The sequence below is a fragment of the Methylobacterium sp. P1-11 genome (assembly GCF_008329595.1).
In the GTDB taxonomy this organism is placed as follows: domain Bacteria; phylum Pseudomonadota; class Alphaproteobacteria; order Rhizobiales; family Beijerinckiaceae; genus Methylobacterium.
In genome coordinates this window covers 46,413-67,434 of sequence record NZ_NPKS01000003.1, presented here as the reverse complement: position 1 = coordinate 67,434, position 21,022 = coordinate 46,413, and the positions used below count along the sequence as shown (strand labels likewise).

The following is a 21,022-nucleotide window of genomic DNA, read 5'->3' as shown; positions in this document are numbered from 1 at the left end:
ACGCGTGATTCCGGCACCCCACTGAAACCGTTTGTGGGTGTTCCTGTTATGTTCCTATCGTCCAGCATGACCGGAGCCGACGGAGATGGGGCTGGACCCTGCAGACGAGACCGAAGGGGCAATCGCGCGCGCCGATCCCCGGGCACGGCTCGCGACCCTGCGGGCGCGCCTCGCGCCGCCGGCCGGCGGCCGGGATCTGCCCCCGGTCCTGCCGCTGGGCGTGCCGGACCTCGATGCTCACCTGCCCGGCGGCGGCCTCGTCCTCGGCCCGCCCCACGAGATCGCGCCGGCCGAGCCCGCGGACGCGATCGCGGCCCTGGGCTTCGCCCTGGCGCTCGGTGCCCGCCATCTGGCGCGGATGTCCGGGGAGGCGCTGATCGCTGCGGCCCCGGGCCAGCCCCTGCCCTATGGACACGGCTTGGCCGGACTCGGCCTCGACCCCGCCCGTCTGCTGCTCCTCGAAGCGGGCAGCGATGCGGAGGTGTTCCGCGCCCTCGAGGCGGCCCTGCACGCGCGGGCTCTCACGGTCCTGATCGGCCTCCTGCGAGACGGGATGCCGCTGAAGCCGGGCCGGCGCCTGCAACTCGCCGCGGAAGGGCCCGCGCCGCCGCTCCTGCTGATCCTGCGGCCGGCATCCGCCGGGCTGCCCAACGGGTCCGCCACCCGCTGGCGGATCGCCGCGGCGCCCGCGGCGCGGGACCGGTTCGGCACCCTCGACAGGCCGCGCTGGCGGGCGCGGCTCGAACGCTGCCGCAACGGGCGGGGCGGCGACTGGCTTCTGGAGTGGGACCATGCCGCGCATCGTCTGCATCTGCCTGAGCCACTGGCCGGTGACGCGGCTGCGGCGGGCCGGTCTCGCGCCTGAGCGCGGCCCCCTCGCGGTGGCGGCCGAAGGGGCCGGCGGTCTGCGGCTCGTGGCCCTCGACCCGGAGGCCCGTGCCCTGGGCCTGAACCCCGGCGAGCCCCTCGGCCGTGTCCGGGCGCGGATCGGCGTGCAGCTCCAGGTCTATCCGGCCGACCCGGAAGCCGACCGGGATTCCCTGCTGCGGCTCTGCCGCTGGGCTTCCGCCTACGCACCCCTCGTGGCGCCGTTCGGGCCGGCCGAGGCGGCGGACGGGCTCTACATCGACGTCGCCGGGGCGAGCCATCTGCGCGGCGGCGAGGCGAACCTCGTCACGGATCTGGCCGCCCGACTCGCCCGCGCCACCATCCCGGCGCGGATCGCGCTGGCCGACACGCCCGGCGCCGCCTTCGCTCTGGCCCGCCACGGCGGGACCGACCGGATCGTCGTTCCGCCCGGCGGATGTGCCGAGGCCCTGCGGGGCCTGCCCGTCGAAGCCCTGCGCCTCGACCCCGACATCGCCGCGGGCCTGCGGCGGCTCGGCCTGCGTCGGATCGAAGAACTCGATGCTTTGCCCCGGGGGCCGCTGGCCCGCCGCTTCGGCGAGGCCCTGCTGTTGCGCCTCGATCAGGCCTTGGGCCGCCGGGCCGAGCCCCTGGCGCCCCTGACGGAGGCGGCCAAATACGCCGCCGCGTGCGGCTTCCTCGATCCGATCGGGCGGCAATCGGACATCGTCCGGACCGCCCGGGACCTGATGGCGGAGATCGCCCCCCGGCTGGAGCGAGACGGGCTCGGTGCCTGTGCCCTGCGTCTCGCCCTTCACCGGGTCGATGGCGCCGTGCGTGATCTCGATCTCGGCCTGTCGCGCCCGGAGCGTCACCCGGAGCGGGTGGCAGCCCTCGTCTCCCTGCGCCTCGACCGGCTGGGATCCGCCCTCGATGCCGGCTTCGGCTTCGAGACGGTCGCGCTGGCCGTCACGGTGACCGGCGCCATGCCGGCTCGCCAGATGGATCTCGGTTCCACGATTGCGGGTGACGGGGTCGGGTTCCTGGCCGACGCCCTGGCGCAGCGCCTCGGGCGGGGACTGCTGCGGCTCGAACCATGGGCGAGCCATCTTCCGGAGCGGGCCGACCGGGGCCGTGCTTGGGTTGCCAAGGAGGATCACGGATCGTTGCCGGGGATGGGCGGCGGTCAAATGCTGGCGCTCCCTCCCCTCTCCTCGGGGAAAGGTGACCCCTGCGTCAGCCGGAGTCGGGAGAGGGGAACCCGGATCCCGAAAGGGGCACGACCGGCGGGACGGGCAGAGCCCCCTTCTGCACCGTCGCTCCCCTCTCCCGACCCCCTTTTGGGGCCACGCTTCCCCGCAGAGGGGGGAGGGAAGGCGCGCACCATCGCCTCCCCCTGGCCCGACCATCTCCCGCCCCGGCCCCTGGTGCTGTTCCCCCGGGGCGAGGCCGCCCTCGACGTGCTCGCCACCGTGCCCGAGGGGCCGCCCCGGCGCTTCCGCTGGCGCGCGCAGATCCACAAGGTCGCCCATGCCGAGGGGCCGGAACGGATCGCCGCCGAATGGTGGCGCGAGCCCGGCGCGGAGCGCGATTACTACCGCATCGAGTGCGAGGCCGGGCACCGGCTCTGGCTCTACCGCGACGGCCCGCACGCCCCCGACCGCCCGGCCGCGTGGTACGTCCACGGGCTGTTCGCGTGAGCGCGCTTCAGGTCCCGTACGCCGAACTCGCCGTCACCACGAACTTCTCCTTCCTGCACGGCGCATCGCACCCGCAGGAATACGTCGTGCAGGCGGCGGCCTACGGCCTTGCCGCGATCGGCATCGCCGACCGCAACACCGTGGCCGGCGTGGTGCGGGCCCACGCGGCGGCGCGGGCGCTCGAAGCGGAGGGCACGAAGATCCGGATGCTGCCGGGGGTTCGGCTCGTCAGCGAGGAGGGGTTCGAGGCCGTCACCTACCCGATGGACCGGGAGGCCTGGGGGCGCCTGTGCCGGCTGCTCACCCTGGGCAACCGGCGCGTCCGCAAGGGCGACTGCCGCTTCTCCTTCGCCGAGATGCTGGAGGCCACGGAGGGGCAGATGTTCATCGCCATGCCGCCGGCACGGCGACTGCCCGAGGGGTTCCGGGCGCGGCTGGAGGCGCTCGCCGCCGCGGCGCCGGGCCGGACCTTCCTCGGGGCGAGCCACACGCGCCGCGGCGACGAGCGGCGGCGCCTGGGGCTGCTCGCCGAGCTGGGTGCGGCCGCCCGCGCCCCGATGGTCGCGGTCTCCGACGCGCTCTACCACCATCCCGAGCGGCGCCCGCTCCAGGACGTGGTCACCTGCATCCGTGCGGGCTGCCGGATCGACGCGGCCGGCTACCGCCTGGAGGCCAATGCCGAGCGCCACCTCAAGCCCGCCGCCGAGATGGCGCGGCTGTTCGCCGATCACCCGGAGGCGCTGGCCCGCACCGTCGAGATCGCCGAGGCCTGCGGCTTCTGCCTGTCCCAGCTGCGCTACGAATATCCCGACGAGCCGGTGCCTCCGGGTCGCACGCCGCAGGAATATCTGGCGGAGAAGACCTTCGAGCGGGCGCGCTGGCGCTACGGCGGCGACATTCCGGCCGCCGTCATGGCGACGCTCCACGAGGAGCTGCGGCTCATCGCCAAGATGGATTACGCGCGCTATTTCCTGACCCTGTTCGATGTGGTCGAGTTCGCCCGCGGCAAGGGCATCCTCTGCCAGGGCCGCGGCTCGGCCGCCAATTCCGCCGTGTGCTTCTGCCTCGGCATCACCGCGGTGGACCCGTCGAAGCACCGGCTCCTCTTCGCCCGCTTCATCTCGGAGAACCGGGGCGAGCCCCCCGACATCGACGTCGATTTCGAGCACGAGCGCCGCGAGGAGGTGATCCAGCACCTCTATGCCCGCTACGGGCGGGAGCGGGCCGCCCTCTGCGCCACGGTGATCCATTACCGTCCGCGCATGGCGATCCGCGAGGTCGGGAAGGTCTTAGGTCTCACCGAGGACGTGACCGCGGCGATCGCCGACACGGTCTGGGGCTCCTGGGGCACCGGCATGCCGGACCGGCACGTGCGCGAGGCCGGCCTCGATCCGGGCAACCCCGCGATCCGGCAGGCGCTCGACCTCGCCCACCAGCTGATCGGCTTCCCGCGCCACCTGTCGCAGCATGTCGGCGGCTTCGTGCTGACCCGCGGCCGCCTCGACGAGACCGTGCCGGTGGGCAACGGCGCCATGGCGGACCGCACCTTCATCGAGTGGGATAAGGACGACATCGACGCGATCGGCCTGATGAAGGTCGACGTGCTGGCGCTCGGCATGCTGACCTGCCTCAAGCGCGGCCTCGACTTCCTGGAGCGGGACCACGGCACGGTCTACGAGACGCTGGCTGACCTGCCCCGGGAGGATCCCGAGACCTACGCGATGCTGGCGAGGGCCGATTCCGTCGGCGTGTTCCAGGTCGAGAGCCGGGCGCAGATGTCGATGCTGCCGCGCCTGAAGCCCAAGGAATTCTACGACCTCGTGGTGCAGGTCGCGATCGTGCGCCCCGGCCCGATCCAGGGCGACATGGTCCACCCCTACCTGCGCCGCCGCTCCGGGATCGACCCGGTGGAGTACCCGGCCCCGCACCCGGATCACGGGCCGGCGGACGAGCTGAAGGAGGTCCTGCAGAAGACCTACGGGGTGCCGCTCTTCCAGGAGCACGCCATGCAGATCGCCATCACGGCGGCGGGCTTCACCCCGGCCGAGGCCGACGGCCTGCGCCGGGCGATGGCGACCTTCCGCCATGTCGGCTCGATCGGCGGCTTCGCGGAGAAGTTCGTCGGCGGCATGACCCGCCGGGGTTACCCGCAGGCCTTCGCCGAGCGCTGCTTCGCGCAGATCCGCGGCTTCTCCACCTACGGCTTCCCGGAGAGCCACGCGGCGAGCTTCGCGCTCCTCGTCTACGCCTCGGCCTGGATGAAGTGCCGGCACCCCGACGTCTTCCTGGCCGCGATCCTCAACGCCCAGCCCATGGGCTTCTACCAGCCGGCCCAGCTCGTGCGCGACGCCCGGGCCCACGGCGTCGAGGTGCGGGGCGTCTGCGTCAACGCCAGCGACTGGGACTGCACCCTGGAGCCGGCCGGGAATCCGGCTCTGCACGCCGTGCGGATCGGCCTGCGGGTGGTGCGCGGCCTGCCGGAGGCCGCGATGCGGCGGCTCGTGCGGCTGCGGGCCAACGGCTACGCCAGCATCGAGGGCCTGCAGGCGTCCCTCGCCCTGCCCCGCAACGCCCTGGAGCGGCTGGCCGAGGCGGACGCGTTCCGGTCGCTCGGCCTCGACCGGCGCGCCGCCCTGTGGATGGTCCGCACCCTGGAGGGGACCTCGGCGCGCAAGGCCGCCAAGGCGGATCCGAGCGAGCGCCGCGCCCATCTCCTCGAGGCGCCCCTGCCGCTCTTCGCCTGGCACGCCGATGACGGCCTGTTCCGGCACGAGCCGGCGGTGGACCTGCCGGCCCTGGCCCCGTCCGAGGCGGTGGCCGAGGATTATTCCGCCACCGGCCTGTCGCTGCAGGGGCACCCAGTCGCGTTCTTCCGGGGGCGGCTCGCCCGGATCGGCGCGATCCCGGCCCGGGCCCATCTCGATCCTTCCCTGCCCCAGGGCGCGCGGGTCACGGTGGCGGGGCTGGTGCTGATCCGCCAGCGGCCCGGCACCGCCAAGGGCGTGGTCTTCCTAACCCTGGAGGACGAGACAGGTATCGCCAACGTGATCGTCTGGAAGACGGTGTTCGAGACCAACCGCCGGGCCGTCATGCAGGCCCGGTTCCTCGCGGTGCGCGGCCGCATCCAGCGGGCGGACGGGGTGGTCCACCTCGTGGCGGAGGGGTTTCGCGACCTCACCGCTGCTCTGCGCGACCTGCGGGAAGCCGGCATGAAGCTGCCGCCCGAGAACACGGATTTCGGCGTGCCCCCGGACCGGCGGGTCTATCGCAGCCGGGATTTTCACTGACGAGCGCCCCTCGACAGGCCCCGCGCCGCGCGTAGAGTGCGGCGATGTCGAGCTTCGCCGTTCCGCGCCTCCTCCTCGCCGCCTGCGCGGCCCTGCCCCTCCTGGCGGAGGCCACCCGGGCCGATAGCTGCGACGACCTCACCCGCCAGATCGCCGGCGCGATCGGCGGCCGGGTCGGCAAGCGCGCCGGCCCCAGCATCGACATCCGCATGGCCGGCCCGATCAAGTTCGACGTGACCTGCCGGGCCGAGCCGATCGTGCAGGCGACCTCCGCCGAGCCGACCCCCTCGACGACCTTCTTCCGCGACCTGTCGGTGGCCTCCGAGATCCTCGTCGGCGAGCCGGCCGCGACCGTCGAGCCGATCATCACCAACGCCTACCGGACCTCCCTGGCGGAGCGGCGCAAGTCGTTCATCCAGCAGAACGGCTGGTCGGCCTCCTGCTACACCGACCCGGGCAGCAGCACGATGCGCACCCTCTGCTCGGTGGGCCGCATCCCGCCGGGTTGAGGCGAACCCGATCCGGCAGGATGCGGGCCGCGCCCGCTCAGTACTCGATCACGCCGTCCAGCGCGTAGTGCTTCACGGTCTTCCGGTTGGCGATCAGCTCGTCCACCGTCGGCTCGCCCTTGAGGGCGCGGGCGATGGCGAGCTTCGTCGCCTCGTAGTTCGTCCGGTAGAGATCCTTCTGGTCGAGGTTGTCGTCCTCGGCGCAGCGCGGGTCGAGCCAGATCATGATGATCATGCAGAGCTCGTCGAGCCCGTCCTTGGGCAGGATGCCCTCGATGATGCAGTCCACGATCGCGTCGCCGGTGGCGGCCTGGACCACGCCGCCGAGGAGCTCGACGTACTCGGCCGTGTGGATCGTGGCCTTGGTGGTCATCATCGTCGCCGGGCGCACCAGCTGGTTGAGGTCGCGCACCACGAACATCCGGGTGTGGCCCTGGACCTGCCCCATCATCGACGCGAAGGCCTGGCCCACCGGCCCGCGCACCGAGCCGATCAGCACCTCCGGCATGGCGTCGGTGTACTGGCCCTCGGCCGCCAGCACCGTGGCCTCGCCCGCGCGGAACCAGATCTCTTGCATGTTCGAACTCCACCTGATCGGAGCCCGCGGGAGACATCATCGGAGCGCTTGCGTCAATCGCTTCGGAGCAGGCCAACCCGGTCGCGGACGCTGGCCATCGCACCGGCGATCGTGATCCCCGGCGACCGCGTCGACCCCCTGTCGGCCGGCCGGAAGGCGGGTGCCACTCCCGACCGCCGTCATCCGTATCGGCGCGCATCATCACCCGTCCGCGGCCTGCGGCCTTGAGGAACGCCGACAGGCGAGGCAGGGAAGCGCGGGGCGCGGCTCGGGAACAGTCCCGGGCCTGGGCCGTTCCGGCGGGGCCTGCGGCGCTTCCCCGGGGCATGCGGGAGGAACGTAAGATGGCGGAGAGCACGGATCGAGGCTCCGGCTGGAGCCTTCAGGCGAGCGCCGTTCCCGACGGGGTGCGCCTGGAACTCGCCCTCGCCGATCTCGGCGGCGCGCCGGTCACCGCCGCCATCGTGCTCGACCGGGCAGAGGCCCGGGCCTTCGCCCGCGCCCTGCTCGCCGCCGCCGGTGACGCGGCGGAACGGACCTTCCCGAAGCCGGGCGCCTGATGGCCGGTCAGCGCGCGCCGAGGCCCGGATTGCGGCCCGGCAGACGCGGCACCACGGAACCGCGCTTCTCGACCGGCGCATCGCACGCGTAGGCGAACTCGGTCTTCAGAGGATCGAAGACGGACTCGCCGGTGATCCGACAATCCTCGCGCACGGTCTCGTCGAGATAGGCCCGGGCGGCGGTGCGGAAGCGCTTCACCCGGGTCGCGTCCGGCTCCGGATCGATCCGGACCTCGCTCAAATTGCAGCCGGTATATTCGCGCAGGGCGTTGGAGACGATCAGCATCCGGCGCAGTTGCCGATTATCGTAGACCTCGTAGGGCTCCTTGCAGCCGATCGTCACCACCTGTGGGGTGAGCGCCACGTAGTTGCGCGAGATGTAGGAGAACCCGGTGGTGCAGCCGGCCAAGCCGAGGGCAGCGAGGCCGAGGAGCAGAAGCGCTGCGGGTCGTCGCATCCTCGTCATTCCAAGAGGGTCCCTGCCCGCGCCCCGGATCCGCCGCCCTTCCGGCGGGGCAGCGCGATGCATTGAAACGGCTCCGCTTATGCCGTCAATGCGTTTCTCGGCTTCTCCCGCCGGCTGGCCGCGACGCGCCAAGCGTGGCGGTGCCATCTTGCGGAACACTTGCGGAACGTTTAACCTGTTCGTGATTTGTTTCGGAGACCGTCACGTGGCGGTCCGCCAAGCCGCGAGTCCCCCGTCGATGCTCACGCGCAAGCAGCTGGACCTCCTGCGATTCATCCAGAGCCGGATGCAGGAATGTGGTGTCCCGCCGTCCTTCGACGAGATGAAGGACGCCCTCGATCTCAAGTCGAAGTCCGGCATCCACCGGCTGATCACGGCCCTGGAGGAGCGCGGCTTCCTCCGGCGCCTTCCGAATCGGGCGCGCGCCATCGAGGTGATCCGCATTCCCGAGAGCCTCAGCCAGATGGCGCCGTCCTCGGTCCCGGCCGAGCCGCGCCGCTTCACCCCGAGCGTTGTCGAGGGCGGCAAATCCAGGCAGCCACCGGCACCGGCCAGCACGCGGATGATCGACGAGGCCGGCCGCGCCATCTCGATTCCCGTAATGGGCCGGATCGCGGCCGGTACGCCGGTCTCAGCGATTCAGAATCAGAGCCACGCCATCACCCTGTCGCCGGATTTCGTGGCGGGCGGCGAGCACTACGCCCTTGAGGTGCGCGGCGACTCGATGGTCGAGGCCGGCATCCTCGACGGCGACCTCGTGGTGATCCGCAAGCAGGACACCGCCAATACCGGCGACATCATCGTGGCGCTGATCGACGATGAGGAGGCGACGCTCAAGCGCCTGCGCCGCCGCGGCTCCTCGATCGCCCTGGAGGCCGCCAACCCGGCCTACGAGACCCGCGTCCTCGGACCCGACCGGGTCCAGATCCAGGGCCGCCTCGTCAGCCTCGTCCGTCGCTACTGAAGCGGCTCGGTCGGTGCGTCGCCGGGGACCAAGTCCCCGCCTGGCGCATCGGCTTCCGGAGGCGTTGCCGCCCCATCCTCCGGGGCGTGGGCGCCTTCCGACGCAGCGATGATCGGCTGCGGCGGTCCCGGCCCGTGTACCGAACGCGGTTGCCAGGGCACGGCGCGGCCGTCGGCTCGGGTGTAGCGGGCGGTGAAGCCTTCGCCGTCGGCCCGGAGGGCTACCGCTCCGCGGGCGGCCAGAACGCGCCGGTCGATCACCAAGGGGCCCGTGCAGGTCGGCGGCGCCGTAAGGCCGGTGATCAGGATCGCGGCGCGGGCGCAATCTTCCGGGAAGGCCCGCCGGTCCCGCACCAGGGCGACCGCCCTTCCGTCCGGCAGGCGCGCGGTGCATCCGAGCCGGTCGCAGCGGCCGCTGCCCGAACGGACGATCAGCGCCCCGGGCTGCCGTCCGTCGCCATCCGCCTTCAGCCATTGTTCGAGGACGAAGCCGGAGGGGCTGCCGAGGGCCGCGAGACGGCCGTCCGGCCCCCGCACGGCAGCGCCCCCGCCCTGTCGATCGACGTAGAGGTCGTAGCGGTCCGGCCGGGCCGCGAGGACGAGGCCGAACAGGAGCGGCGGCACGGCAAGCCAGCGCAGGCGGGACGCCGGGAGCGTCGCCAGCAGCAGGCCGAGGGTCAGCAGGATCAGGGCCGCGGTGCCGAAGGCCGGCACGACGACGATCGCCCGCTCGAATCCGGCGATCCAGTGGGAGACGGCAAGCATGCCGCCCACCGCCTGGCCCATCAGCCACCAGATCGGCCGGTCGAGGGCGAAGGGATAGGCCAGGATCCCGATCACCGCCGACGGCATCACCACCAGTGAGACGAGCGGCAGGGTCAGGGCATTGCCGACGAGCCCGAAGGGCTGGACGGTCTGGAAATGGTAGGTGGCGAAGGGTGCGGTCGCGATCTGCGCCACCAGGGTCGTGGCCAGGGTCCCGGCGACCGCCGAGAGGCCGGTGCCGACGAGCCGCCCGATCCGGCCGGCCCCTGGGCGCACGAACAGCCGCCCGTCGATCAGCCGCGCGCAGGCGATCAGCCCGGCCACGGCACCGAAGGACATCTGGAAGCTCGGGCCGAGCAGGCCCTCCGGCTCCCGGGCCAGGGCGATCAGTGCGGCCAGCGCGAGGTTGCGCATCGACAGGGCCGGCCGGTCCACCAGGATCGCACCCAGCATGATCAGGGTCATGATCAGCGAGCGCTCGGCCGCGATGTCCCAGCCCGAGAAAGCGCAGTAGGCGGTGACGCCCAGCATGGCGAAGCCGGCCGCGATCTTCTTGATCGGCCAGAGAAGCGCGCAGTACGGGACCAGGGCGAGAGCCGCCCGCACCAGCCAGAACACCACGCCCGCGGCCAGCACCATGTGGAGACCGGAGATCGACACCACGTGGTAGATGCCGGCTGCGCGCAGCGCATCGTTGGTCGCCGGCCCGATCAGTCCCCGCTTGCCCGTCACCAGGGCGGCCGCCACCGCTCCGGCCTGGCCGCCGGCCGCTTCCGCGATCCGGCGAGTCAGCCCGTTGCGGGCCTCGTCCAGCGTCGCGGCGAGCCGCAGGCGGAGAGGCGATGGCTCGGAGGGCGGCCGGACGGCGACGGCGCCGACCAACGAGCCCACCGCACCGATCCCCTGGAAATAGGCATCCCGGGCGAAGTCGTACCCGCCCGGCCGGGCGGCCTCAGGCGGCGGCAGCAGCCGGGCCGTGGCGGCGACGACGTCGCCGGGCCGCGGGATCGGCGTCTTGCGGAACGAGACCCGCACCCGGACGGGCCGCACCTCCGGGGCAAGTCCGGCGAAGCTCTCGACCCGGATCACCAGCCGGGCGCCGACCTCGCGCTCGTCGAGGGCCTCGACCATCCCGACGAGCGGGCCGATGGTGGTGCGTGTGAGGATCGGGGCGGCGACCTGCGAGACCCGCCAGGTCGCGGCCGCGAAGCCCAGGAACGCGGCCGCCACTCCGAGGGCGAGCGCCAGGGCCGCCGGCCGCGCGCGCAGGGCAGGGATCAACGCCAGGGCGAGGGCTGCGCCGATCAGGGGAGCGGCCAGGAGCGGAGGGCCGTCGGCCGCCACGAAGTGGACCAGAATTCCGACGCCGAAGGCCACCGCCAACCAGGGGAACAGCCGGCGCTGTTCGGCGTCCCGGGCGATGCCCTCGGCCACCCAGGTACGGATGACCGGGCGGGCGCGCGCGCGGGGGGCGGCCAGCGCCACCGCGCCTCCCGCCAGCCTCACGCCGATCCGCCGCATCGCCGTCACCCCGCTCCGCGCGACCTGTCGTCGGCGGTCGGACGATTCCTCGGGCGATTCTTAACGCATCCGCTGGCCCGTGCTACAGCCGGTGCTTCGTGCTACGGGCGCCCTGTCGAGCCCCTCGCCGCTCCGCCGCCCCTTCGCCGTCCTTCGCGCTCCGTCCGCGACCAGCCCCGGAACATACCGGACCGATGTCCTCAGCCGTCGTCACGCGCTTCGCCCCCTCGCCCACCGGCTACCTGCATATCGGCGGGGCCCGCACGGCGCTGTTCAACTGGCTCTACGCCCGCCACACCGGCGGACGCATGCTGCTGCGCATCGAGGACACCGACCGCGAGCGCTCAACCAAGGGCGCGATCGACGCGATCCTCGACGGCCTCTCCTGGCTCGGCCTCGACTGGGACGGCGACGTGGTCTTCCAGTTTGCCCGCGCAGAGCGCCACCGCGCGGTGGCCGAGGCGTTGCTGGCCGCGGGCCGCGCCTATCATTGCTACGCCACCGCCGAGGAACTGGTGCAGATGCGGGAGACCGCCCGTGCGGAGGGGCGGGCACCCCGCTACGACGGCCGCTGGCGCGACCGCGACCCGTCCGAGGCCCCCGCCGGGGTGAAGCCGGTGATCCGCCTGCGCGCGCCGACCGAGGGCGAGACCGTGGTCGAGGACGCCGTCCAGGGCCGCGTGACCTGGGCCAACAAGGACCTCGACGACCTCGTCCTCCTGCGTTCCGACGGTACGCCGACCTACATGCTCGCCGTCGTGGTCGACGACCACGACATGGGCGTCACGCAGATCATCCGCGGCGACGATCACCTCACCAACGCGGCCCGCCAGAGCCAGATCTTTTCCGCCCTGGGCTGGGATGTCCCCAGGATGGCCCATATCCCGCTGATCCACGGTGCGGACGGAGCCAAGCTCTCGAAGCGCCACGGCGCGCTCGGCGTCGAGGCCTATCGCGATCTCGGCTACCTGCCGGCGGCGCTCCGCAACTACCTCGTGCGCCTGGGCTGGAGCCACGGCGACCAGGAGGTCTTCTCCACCGAGGAGATGATCGCGGCCTTCGACCTCGGCGCGGTGGGACGCTCCGCGGCGCGGTTCGACTTCGCCAAGCTCGCCAATCTCAACGGCCTCTACATCCGCACCAGCGCCGATGCCGACCTCGTGGCGGCGATCGAAACCATCCTGCCCAATGTCGGCCCCGAGCGCGGCCTGTCGGCGCCGTTGCAGCCGGACCTCAAGGGCAAGCTCACCGAGGCCATGCCCGGCCTGAAGGAGCGGGCGAAGACCCTGATCGAACTCCTCGACAGCGCCTACTATCTCTACGCCCAGCGCCCCCTGGCACTGGACGACAAGGCCCGCGCGCTGCTCTCCGACGAGGGCCGTGCCCGCCTCGCCGGCGTGCGGCCGGCGCTGGAGGCGCTGCCGGACTGGAGCGCGGCCGCCACCGAGGGCGCCGTGCGCCAATATGCCGAGGCGGCCGGCTGCAAGCTCGGTCAGGTGGCCCAGCCCCTGCGCGCGGCGCTGACCGGCCGCACCACCTCCCCGCCCCTGTTCGACGTGATGGCGGTGCTCGGCCGGGACGAGACCCTGGCCCGCCTCGGCGACCAGGCATCCCAGGGCTGAGGCCGCCGGGCGCAGCCGGGAACCCTGCGCCCCGGCCCGGATTTCGCTTGGTGGAATTTGCTTGACGAATTCGCTTGGCGTCGGGGTCGGGATGTCACCGATCCCGTTGCTGCTGCAGTGCCGTTTGGGTAACCCATGCCTGTGAGCACCCGCAGCATAATGCGTGTGCTCAGGCCCCCGGGACCGGCTCGGGCAGCCCGAGGCCGGCATCCGCCACGTCGCCAGAGAAGGGTCCACGATCCATGAGCGCACCCAGCACCATCACCGTGGACGGCAAGTCGATCGAGCTGCCGGTGAAATCCGGCACGATCGGGCCGGACGTGATCGATATCGGCAAGCTCTACGCCCAGACCGGCGCCTTCACCTTCGACCCGGGCTTCACCTCGACGGCGAGTTGCGAATCGAAGATCACCTACATCGACGGCGACGAGGGCGTGCTGCTCTACCGCGGTTACCCAATCGAGCAGCTTGCCGAGAAGGGCGACTTCCTCGAGACCTGCTACCTGATGCTGTTCGGCGCCCTGCCGACCGCCCCCCAGCGGGCCGATTTCGAGTACCGGGTCACGCGCCACACCATGGTGCACGACCAGATGAACCGGTTCTTCACCGGTTTCCGCCGCGACGCGCACCCGATGGCCGTGATGGTCGCCTCGGTGGGCGCCCTCTCGGCCTTCTACCACGATTCCACCGACATCACGGACGAGAGTCAGCGGCTGATCGCGTCGATCCGCATGATCGCCAAGATGCCGACGCTGGCGGCGATGGCCTACAAGTATTCGATCGGTCAGCCCTTCGTGTACCCGAAGAACGACCTCGACTACACGTCGAACTTCCTGCGCATGTGCTACGCCGTGCCGTGCGAGGAGTACGAGGTGAACCCGGTCTTCGCCCGGGCACTCGACAAGATCTTCATCCTGCATGCCGACCACGAGCAGAACGCCTCGACCTCGACGGTGCGGCTCGCGGGCTCGTCCGGCGCCAACCCCTTCGCCTGCATCGCGGCCGGTATCGCCTGCCTGTGGGGCCCGGCCCATGGCGGCGCCAACGAGGCGGCGCTCAAGATGCTGATGGAGATCGGCACGCCTGAGAACGTCGGCAAGTACGTCGCCAAGGCCAAGGACAAGAACGACCCGTTCCGCCTGATGGGCTTCGGTCACCGGGTCTACAAGAACTACGACCCGCGCGCCCGGATCATGCAGAGCACCACCCACCAGGTGCTGAAGGAGCTCGGCAAGACCGACGATCCGCTGCTCCACGTCGCCATGGAGCTGGAGCAGATCGCCCTCAAGGACGAGTACTTCATCGAGAAGAAGCTCTACCCGAACATCGATTTCTACTCGGGCATCACCCTCAAGGCGATGGGCTTCCCCACCGACATGTTCACGGTGCTGTTCGCGGTGGCGCGCACGGTGGGCTGGATCGCCCAGTGGGCCGAGATGATCGAGGACCCGTCGCAGAAGATCGGCCGGCCGCGCCAGCTCTACGTCGGCCCGGCCCAGCGCGACTACGTGGCGGTGGATCAGCGCGGCTGAGGCGGACCTGTCCTCTGAGAACACCAACGGGGCGGCCGAGAGGCCGCCCTGCGTGTTCGTGGAGGCGCCGGACGGGTTCGGCCTCTGCCTCCCCTGCCACCCGCCCTACGACTGGGTGGCGATCCACGCCTTCCTGGGCAAGCGCGCGATCACCGGCATCGAGTCGGTTGCGCCTGACGGCTCGGCCTACAGGCGCACGATCCGCGTCGCTGAGCGGCACGGGCTGCTGACGGTGGAGCCCGCGGGGGATCGCCTTCACGTCGCGCTGCGCGGCATCGATCCCGTCCACGCTTCCCCGGTAGCCGAGCGCCTGCGCCGCCTGTTCGATTGCGACGCGGATCCGGCCGCCATTGCAGCGTGCCTCACTGCGGATCCGATCCTGGCTCCGCTGGTCGCGGCGCGGCCGGGCCTGCGCCTGCCGGGCGCCTGGGACCCGTTCGAAACCGGCTGCCGGGCGATCCTCGGCCAGCAGGTCTCGGTGGCGGCTGCGATCGGGCTCGCCGGCAAGCTGGTCGCGGCATTCGGGACGCCCCTCGCGGCCCCGGTGGGCGGCCTGACCCACGTCTTTCCGGACCCGGCGGCGCTGGTCGAGGCGGATGTCGCCCTGGCGCTCAACATGCCGCGGGCCCGCGGCGCGGCGATCCGGGCACTCGCGGGGGCGGCGCTGGCCAATCCGGACTTGTTTGCCCCGGCCGAGTCGCTGGAGTCTGCGGTTCTGCGCTTCACGGCAATCCGCGGGATCGGGCCGTGGACCGCGCAGTACATCGCCATGCGGGCACTCAAGCTGCCAGACGCCCTGCCGGTGGGCGATGTCGGGCTGCTGCGGGCCCTGGAGACCGGCACCGGGCGGCCGAGCCCCGCTGAACTCTTGGCTCGGGCCGAGGCGTGGCGGCCATATCGCGCTTACGCGGCCCAGCACCTCTGGGCGGCGGACGAAGTGGTTGTGAAGAGGCGGTGACTGGGTTTGCGACTTTTTGCTTCTGCCCTGCTTTCATCGTGAGCGAAGCGACCCGGTCGATGCGATGATACTCATCGTTGACGGATGTGGCTGAGGCGCGGCCTCGCGCTCCACCCTCCCCCGCAGAGGGGGGAGGGAAACCGTCCAGAGATTGAAGAACGCGGCTCAGCGCCCGAACCGCTCGAATTTCGGGAAACTGCGCGCCATCATCAGCCCAACCTCCGCCCGGTGGCCGAGCCACTTCTCCAGCACCGACGCATTGGCGAGCCGGCCCTCCGGCGAGCCGTCCTGCCAGGGAAGGCCGTCGGCCAGCTTGAACACATGCGCGTCGATGAGCCCGCCACTGCGGCAGCGCTGGAGGCGGACACCCTTGCCGCGGGCAAGCTCGGCCACCTCAGAGATTGGGAAGATCAGCAGCAGCTTTTCCGTGTTCACCACCGCCACGTGGTCGCCCTCCGCCGGCACCAGCACGGCGGCGGTGGCGTCGCCGTCGAGGCCGAGCACGTTCTTGCCCTTGCGGGTATTGGCCACGAGCGCGTCGGCGGGCGCCACGAAGCCGCGCCCGTCGGAGCCCGCGATCAGCAGCTTCGTCTCCGGCCGGTAGGGTAGCGCCGCCACGATCTCGGTGCCGTCGTCGAGATCGGCCATCAGCCGCACCGGGTCGCCGAAGCCGCGCCCGCCCGGCAGTTTCGAGGCCTCCAGCGTGAAGACCTTGCCGTTCGTGGCGAGCAGCAGGATCTTCTGGGTCGTCTCGGTCGGGAAGGCGATCTTCAGGGTGTCGTCGCCCTTGAAGGCCACGCCCGACAGGTCGGCGACATGGCCCTTGAGAGCCCGGATCCAGCCCTTGGTCGAGACGATCACGGTGATCGGCTCGCGCTCGACCAGAGCCGCCGTGAAGTCGATACCGCCGACATCCGGCGGGCTCGCCAGCGTCGTGCGGCGCTTGCCCAGCTTGGTCTCGGGCCCAAAGGTCTTCTTCACGGCGCGGATCTGCGCCTGGATCGCCTTCCACTGCGCCGGCTCGGAGGCGAGCAGGGCGTCGATCTCGGCCTTCTCGGCGGTGAGCGCCTCGAACTCGCGCTTCAGCTCCATCTCCTCGAGCTTGCGCAGTGAGCGCAGGCGGGTGTCGAGGATGGCGTTGGCCTGGAGCTCGGTCAGCTTGAACCGGGCCATGAGGGCGTTCTTCGGCTCGTCCTCCTCGCGGATGATGCGGATCACCTCGTCGAGGTCGAGATAGACGATGAGCAGGCCGCCCAGGATCTCCAGGCGGCGATCGATCTGGCCGAGGCGGTAGCGCGAGCGGCGCTGCAGCACCACGCGGCGGTGGTCGACCCACTCGCGCAGGCACTCGGCGAGCCCGATCACCTTCGGCACGAGGCCGCCGACCAGGACGTTGAGGTTGAGCGGGATCCGGGTCTCGAGTTCCGTGAGCCGGAACAGCGATTCCATCAGGATCACCGGATCGACCGTGCGCGAGCGCGGCTCCAGCACCACGCGCACGTCCTCGGCCGACTCGTCGCGCACGTCGGCGAGCAGCGGCAGCTTCTTCTCCTGCAGCAGCTCGGCCATCTTCTCGATCAGCCGGCCCTTCGGGATGCCGTAGGGGATCTCGGTGACGACGATGTTCCAGGTGCCGCGGCCGAGATCCTCCTTGGCCCAGCGGGCGCGGACCCGGAAGGCGCCGCGCCCGGTCCGGTAGGCCTCGGCGATCGACTCGGCCGAGTCCACCAGGATGCCGCCGGTGGGGAAATCCGGCCCCTGGACGAACTTGGCGAGCTGTCCCGACGTCGCCTCGGGATGGTTGATCAAGTAGAGCGCCGCGTCGCACAGCTCGGCGGCGTTGTGCGGCGGGATCGAGGTCGCCATGCCGACCGCGATGCCCTGGCTGCCGTTGGCCAAGAGGTTCGGGAAGGCCGCCGGCAGAACGATCGGCTCCTCCTTCTCACCGTTGTAGGAGGGCCGGAAATCGACCGTGTCCTCGTCGATCCCGTCGAGCAGCAGCCGTGCGACCTCGGTGAGCCGCGCCTCGGTGTAGCGGTAGGCCGCCGGTCCGTCGCCGTCGATGTTGCCGAAGTTGCCCTGGCCATCGACCAGCGGGTAGCGCTGGGCGAAGTCCTGAGACAGACGCACCAGCGCGTCGTAGATCGCCTGGTCGCCGTGGGGGTGGAAATCGCCCATCACGTCGCCGACGATCTTGGCGCATTTCTTGTGCGCCGTGGTCGGATCGAGACGGAGCAGCCGCATCCCGTAAAGGATGCGCCGGTGCACCGGCTTCAGCCCGTCGCGGGCATCCGGGAGCGCCCGGTGCATGATCGTGGAGAGCGCGTAGGCGAGGTAGCGCTCCTCCAGCGCGGATTTCAGCTCGACGCTCTCGATCCCGTCGCCGGACGGCGGCTCGAAGGGATGGCCCATGACGGCTCCTCAGTTCAACATCTCGTACGCGCCCCGTCATTCCGGGGCCGCGCAGCGGAACCCGGAATCGGGACCCGTCCAGCTCCCCGGACCGGGCGGATGGCGCCGCGTTCATCCGTCGAGGGGCGGCTCTGGGTTCCGGACCCGCCTGCGGCGCCCCGGAATGACGGCCGGGCACATCTAGAACATAATGCGAACATTACTCGGCCTCGCGGCCAAGCGCAACGAATCGCGCCCGCTCCTCGGGCGGCCCGAGGCCGCGGGGACCCCAGACGTGCCGGTCGAGGAAGTACCCCGTCAAGGTAAACCCTTGTGCAACGCCATCCGGACCCGGGGATCCGCCGGCATGCAGGAAGGTTGGGAGCGCCAGCAGACGGTCCCGGTAGGGCTCGCCCGCCGAGGCGCTGACCGCCCGGCCGCTCTTGGGCGAGACATAGGCCAGCGCGTCGTTGCCGCCGGTGGCCGCGCAGGCGGTCAGGTCGAGGCCGAAGCCGAGTTCCGACAGGATCGCCAGTTCAAAGCGCACCATCAGAGGCGGCGCGATGGCCGGGTCGTCGAGGTGCTCCACGAGGATCCCTGCCGCCTCGTAGAGCGCCGGATGCGGATCGCGCTCGGGGAGGAGCCGCAGCAGGGCGGCCATGTGGCCCAGGCCGTAGAGGGCGAGGCTCGATTCGATCAGCCGCGAGACCTGGGACTCGAGGGGCTCCACCACGTAGGAGCCGAGGCCCTCGTCGAGGCGTGCCCGCCACGTCAGCCGCACCCGGTTGCCGGGCTGCAGCACCGGCTGCATCCGGCGCGAGCGCCCGCCATGCACGAGGCCGAGATGGCGCCCGTGGGCTTCGGTCATCGCCTCCAGGATGACGCCGGTCTCCCCGTGCCGGCGCAGGCCGAGCACCAGGGCGTCGTCGGTCCATTGCATCGCGCGTCGCGTCTTGAAGTGAGAGGTTGGGATGGGACGGGTGCGGCGCGCGACGGGCGCGTTCCGCTGGGGCTCCTCATATAGGGAGTTGCGACGTCCGGCGCCGCAGGCGTGATGGCCAGCCTCAGGTAGCCTTGGCCGGGTAGCGATGACCGATGCCGCCCCGCGCCGCTCTCGCCGTTCTCTTTGCCCTCGCCAGCCTCGGTGCGCAGGCGGCACCGAAGCCCGCGTCTGGGGATGTGCCGTCCCCGGCCCTCCTCCAGCGGATCGCCGCGCTGGCGCTCAAGCAGGTGGCGTTCGGCTCGGTCTCGCTCTTGCCGGTGCGGTTCGAAGGCAGCCGAATTGCGGGGCCAATCGAGGATGGCGGCCAGATGATCTATTGTGTGTCGGGTCGGATGTACGGCCGGACCTTCGGCAAGCCCGAGCGGCCGAAGGTTACCTTGCGCTACGCGGCCGACCGGCTCACGGTGCTCGACGACGACGAGGTCTGTACCGGGCACCGGACCCGGCCTTTCCCCGAGCTGGACGCTTTGGGCAACAAGCCCTGAGCCCTCCGCGTTGAGGCCCATGCCTCACGCCCCCGCCCGAACCCTGGACCTCAGCCTCGACCTGATCGCCCGCGCCCATTCGGTCCCGGTGCCCGACGACCCGAACGCCCTCGCCGTGCTGAGCGATGCGGAACTGCGCCCGGGACTCGATGCAATCGTCGCCGGGCGCGAGGGCAGCGACCTCTGGGTCTTCGCCTACGGCTCGCTGATGTGGAATCCGGAATTCGCGGTCGCCGAGCGCCGGATCGGCACGGTGCGGGGTTTCCACCGCCGGTTCTGCCTGCTCCAGCGCCGCTTCCGCGGGACGCCGGAGCGGCCGGGCTTCGTCCTGGCGCTGGACCGCGGCGGTCTGTGCCGGGGCGTCGCCTTCCGCCTGCCCGGCATGGAGATCCGCGAGGCGCTGATGCCGGTCTGGCGGCGGGAGATGCGCGGCCGCGGCTATGTCGCCCGCTGGCTGCCGGTCGCCACCGAGGCCGGGACCGTCTCGGCGCTGACCTTCCTGGCCAACCGCGCCAGCGACCGCTACGCCGGCCGCCTCTCCGATGCGGAGATCGCCGAGAAGATCGCCGCCGCCTGCGGACATAAGGGACCGAGCGCCGAATACCTGTTCCGGACCGTGGAGGCCTGCGAGCGCCTCGGCATCCGCGACCGGCATCTCTGGAGCCTCCAGGCGTTGGTGGCCGCGCGGCTCAGGGCCTGCGCACCGGGGGCGTGATCACGTCTCTCGCTGACGGATGCGGCGCCCCGCCCTGTGAGCGCAGGGCAGCAATCCAGCGGCGCCACGCTCGTCGATATCGCGCTGCCCTGGCTGCGCTCGCGATTACGGGGCGGCCTGCATCCGCCCAAGGCTTTAACCGACATCAGAACCCGCTCAGGCCCAGGCCCGCTTCATTGCGATCACGACACGTCCGCCGGCGTGCTCCGTATCCGGGTTGCGCGGCTCCCGGATGCCGGGGGCGCGGCCGGTGGTGACGTAGACCAAAAGGGTAAGGGCGAGCAGGATCTTCGTGCGCATGGCGACGCTCAAGCTTGAGCGAGCGTGCATAGGATCGATCGGTTTTTACGGAGTTGCTGCAATGCACATCGGTGCGGGTGCGCCCCGTTTCCTGCCGACGTGGTGAAGGAAGGGTTGCGGCGGGGCAGCGATCGTCTATGCCGCCGGCCCTGGACAGCCACGGGTGGAGGATGGAATGCGGCTCCGGATCGGCGTGGCCCTCGCGGTCGTGGTCATCGCGGCGGCGGGCTTCCTCGCGGGGCCCCTGAGCCGCGGAGACAGGCTTTCCGATATCCTCACTGGGCAGACGCCGCTGCTGGCCGGCGTAGCCCGGGCGCCCGGAGGCGGCGCGGACCTGTCCGGCGCCGCCGACCTGGGGACGGACCAGCGCCCGGCGACCCTGCGCATCGCCTGCGAGCCGGCCGGTTCGGGCCTCTCGGCTGCGCTGACGGTGCCGCGCTTCGCCGAACTGGCGCCGCGCTTCGACTTCGCTGGCCTTGCGGGCTCCGATAGCGAGACACCCCTCACCGGGATCCTGGTTTCGAGCGCCGGCAGCGTGCGCTCCGTGCGCATGCCGGTCCAGGGCGCGGCGACCGGACGGGAGGCGGGCTTCACCCTGACGGTAACCGGAGCACGCCGAGGCGAGGATCCCCTGCGCGGGGTCGCCCAAGCCCTCACCCAGCCCGGCACCAGGCTCACTTGGACGCAGGCGAGCCCGCGCTCCGGAGATCCGGCCCTGACGGCGGTGTTCACGGTGACGGAGGCCGACGCGGCTGCGTTGAAGAATGCGCTCGGCGGCTGCCTCGCGGCGCCGTTCTAGGGGGATGTGCGGACGATCAGCAC

General features: G+C 71.5%; 18 protein-coding genes. 12 read left to right on the top strand and 6 right to left on the bottom strand.

Annotated elements, in window-relative coordinates; all coding sequences use genetic code 11:
- The first annotated feature begins 85 nt into the window (after nucleotides 1-85).
- The 4 genes from CIW48_RS04340 to CIW48_RS04325 are packed head-to-tail and all read left to right on the top strand — an operon-like array spanning nucleotide 86 to nucleotide 6,342.
- Nucleotides 86-865, top strand: a complete 780-nt coding sequence (locus CIW48_RS04340; RefSeq protein ID WP_149309402.1) for an ImuA protein — start codon at nucleotides 86-88, stop codon at nucleotides 863-865.
- The gene (locus CIW48_RS04335) at nucleotides 792-2,546 is read left to right on the top strand and encodes a DNA polymerase Y family protein (protein ID WP_149309400.1); all 1,755 of its coding nucleotides are present in this window, start codon (nucleotides 792-794) and stop codon (nucleotides 2,544-2,546) included. Before CIW48_RS04340 ends, CIW48_RS04335 begins: the two co-directional genes overlap by 74 nt.
- The gene (locus tag CIW48_RS04330) at nucleotides 2,543-5,833 is read left to right on the top strand and encodes an error-prone DNA polymerase (RefSeq protein ID WP_149309398.1); all 3,291 of its coding nucleotides are present in this window, start codon (nucleotides 2,543-2,545) and stop codon (nucleotides 5,831-5,833) included. The genes CIW48_RS04335 and CIW48_RS04330 overlap by 4 nt, the downstream gene beginning before the upstream one ends.
- Before the next feature lie 44 nt (nucleotides 5,834-5,877).
- Nucleotides 5,878-6,342 (top strand): hypothetical protein, encoded by a 465-nt coding sequence (locus tag CIW48_RS04325; protein ID WP_149309396.1) that lies wholly within the window; start codon nucleotides 5,878-5,880, stop codon nucleotides 6,340-6,342.
- Nucleotides 6,343-6,379: 37 nt separating this feature from the next.
- On the opposite strand, the gene fae is transcribed toward CIW48_RS04325, so the two are convergent.
- The gene (gene fae / locus CIW48_RS04320) at nucleotides 6,380-6,919 is read right to left on the bottom strand and encodes a formaldehyde-activating enzyme (RefSeq protein WP_012318995.1); all 540 of its coding nucleotides are present in this window, start codon (nucleotides 6,917-6,919) and stop codon (nucleotides 6,380-6,382) included.
- Between the two features lie 344 nt (nucleotides 6,920-7,263).
- Here fae and CIW48_RS04315 point away from each other — a divergent pair, with 344 nt between their 5' ends.
- Nucleotides 7,264-7,479, top strand: coding sequence for a hypothetical protein (locus tag CIW48_RS04315; protein ID WP_012318997.1), 216 nt, complete (start codon nucleotides 7,264-7,266; stop codon nucleotides 7,477-7,479).
- 7 nt (nucleotides 7,480-7,486) lie between these two features.
- Here the strand turns inward: CIW48_RS04315 and CIW48_RS04310 are convergent, their stop codons facing one another.
- Nucleotides 7,487-7,936, bottom strand: coding sequence for a hypothetical protein (locus CIW48_RS04310; protein WP_149309394.1), 450 nt, complete (start codon nucleotides 7,934-7,936; stop codon nucleotides 7,487-7,489).
- Between the two features lie 247 nt (nucleotides 7,937-8,183).
- Between CIW48_RS04310 and lexA the strand changes: the two genes are divergently transcribed.
- A complete protein-coding gene (gene lexA / locus CIW48_RS04305; protein ID WP_149309704.1) occupies nucleotides 8,184-8,909 on the top strand; it encodes a transcriptional repressor LexA in 726 nt (241 codons plus the stop codon).
- Here the strand turns inward: lexA and CIW48_RS04300 are convergent.
- A complete protein-coding gene (locus CIW48_RS04300; protein WP_149309392.1) occupies nucleotides 8,903-11,194 on the bottom strand; it encodes a ComEC/Rec2 family competence protein in 2,292 nt (763 codons plus the stop codon). The genes lexA and CIW48_RS04300 overlap by 7 nt on opposite strands.
- A gap of 194 nt (nucleotides 11,195-11,388) precedes the next feature.
- On the opposite strand from CIW48_RS04300, the gene gltX reads away from it, so the two are divergent.
- The 3 genes from gltX to CIW48_RS04285 all read left to right on the top strand — a co-directional run bounded on the left by gltX (nucleotide 11,389) and on the right by CIW48_RS04285 (nucleotide 15,306).
- Nucleotides 11,389-12,816 (top strand): glutamate--tRNA ligase, encoded by a 1,428-nt coding sequence (gltX, locus tag CIW48_RS04295; RefSeq protein WP_091777035.1) that lies wholly within the window; start codon nucleotides 11,389-11,391, stop codon nucleotides 12,814-12,816.
- A 242-nt stretch (nucleotides 12,817-13,058) separates the two neighbouring features.
- Nucleotides 13,059-14,348 (top strand): citrate synthase, encoded by a 1,290-nt coding sequence (gene gltA / locus CIW48_RS04290; RefSeq protein WP_091777033.1) that lies wholly within the window; start codon nucleotides 13,059-13,061, stop codon nucleotides 14,346-14,348.
- 52 nt (nucleotides 14,349-14,400) lie between these two features.
- Nucleotides 14,401-15,306 (top strand): AlkA N-terminal domain-containing protein, encoded by a 906-nt coding sequence (locus CIW48_RS04285; RefSeq protein ID WP_149309390.1) that lies wholly within the window; start codon nucleotides 14,401-14,403, stop codon nucleotides 15,304-15,306.
- 165 nt (nucleotides 15,307-15,471) lie between these two features.
- Here the strand turns inward: CIW48_RS04285 and parC are convergent, their stop codons facing one another.
- Complete coding sequence (parC, locus tag CIW48_RS04280) at nucleotides 15,472-17,718, bottom strand: DNA topoisomerase IV subunit A (protein WP_149309388.1); 2,247 nt, start codon at nucleotides 17,716-17,718, stop codon at nucleotides 15,472-15,474.
- Nucleotides 17,719-17,917: 199 nt separating this feature from the next.
- A complete protein-coding gene (gene recO / locus CIW48_RS04275; RefSeq protein WP_091777027.1) occupies nucleotides 17,918-18,637 on the bottom strand; it encodes a DNA repair protein RecO in 720 nt (239 codons plus the stop codon).
- Nucleotides 18,638-18,792: 155 nt separating this feature from the next.
- Between recO and CIW48_RS04270 the strand changes: the two genes are divergently transcribed.
- On the top strand, nucleotides 18,793-19,185 hold the full coding sequence (locus CIW48_RS04270; RefSeq protein WP_149309386.1) for a hypothetical protein: 393 nt from the start codon (nucleotides 18,793-18,795) through the stop codon (nucleotides 19,183-19,185).
- Nucleotides 19,186-19,204: 19 nt separating this feature from the next.
- The gene (locus CIW48_RS04265) at nucleotides 19,205-19,900 is read left to right on the top strand and encodes a gamma-glutamylcyclotransferase (RefSeq protein WP_149309384.1); all 696 of its coding nucleotides are present in this window, start codon (nucleotides 19,205-19,207) and stop codon (nucleotides 19,898-19,900) included.
- 156 nt (nucleotides 19,901-20,056) lie between these two features.
- Here CIW48_RS04265 and CIW48_RS33110 read toward each other — a convergent pair whose 3' ends face one another.
- Nucleotides 20,057-20,200: a hypothetical protein gene (locus CIW48_RS33110; RefSeq protein ID WP_173009175.1), complete on the bottom strand. Its 144-nt coding sequence runs from the start codon at nucleotides 20,198-20,200 to the stop codon at nucleotides 20,057-20,059.
- Nucleotides 20,201-20,375: 175 nt separating this feature from the next.
- Between CIW48_RS33110 and CIW48_RS04260 the strand changes: the two genes are divergently transcribed.
- A complete protein-coding gene (locus tag CIW48_RS04260) occupies nucleotides 20,376-20,999 on the top strand; it encodes a hypothetical protein (protein ID WP_149309382.1) in 624 nt (207 codons plus the stop codon).
- Nucleotides 21,000-21,022 lie beyond the last annotated feature (23 nt).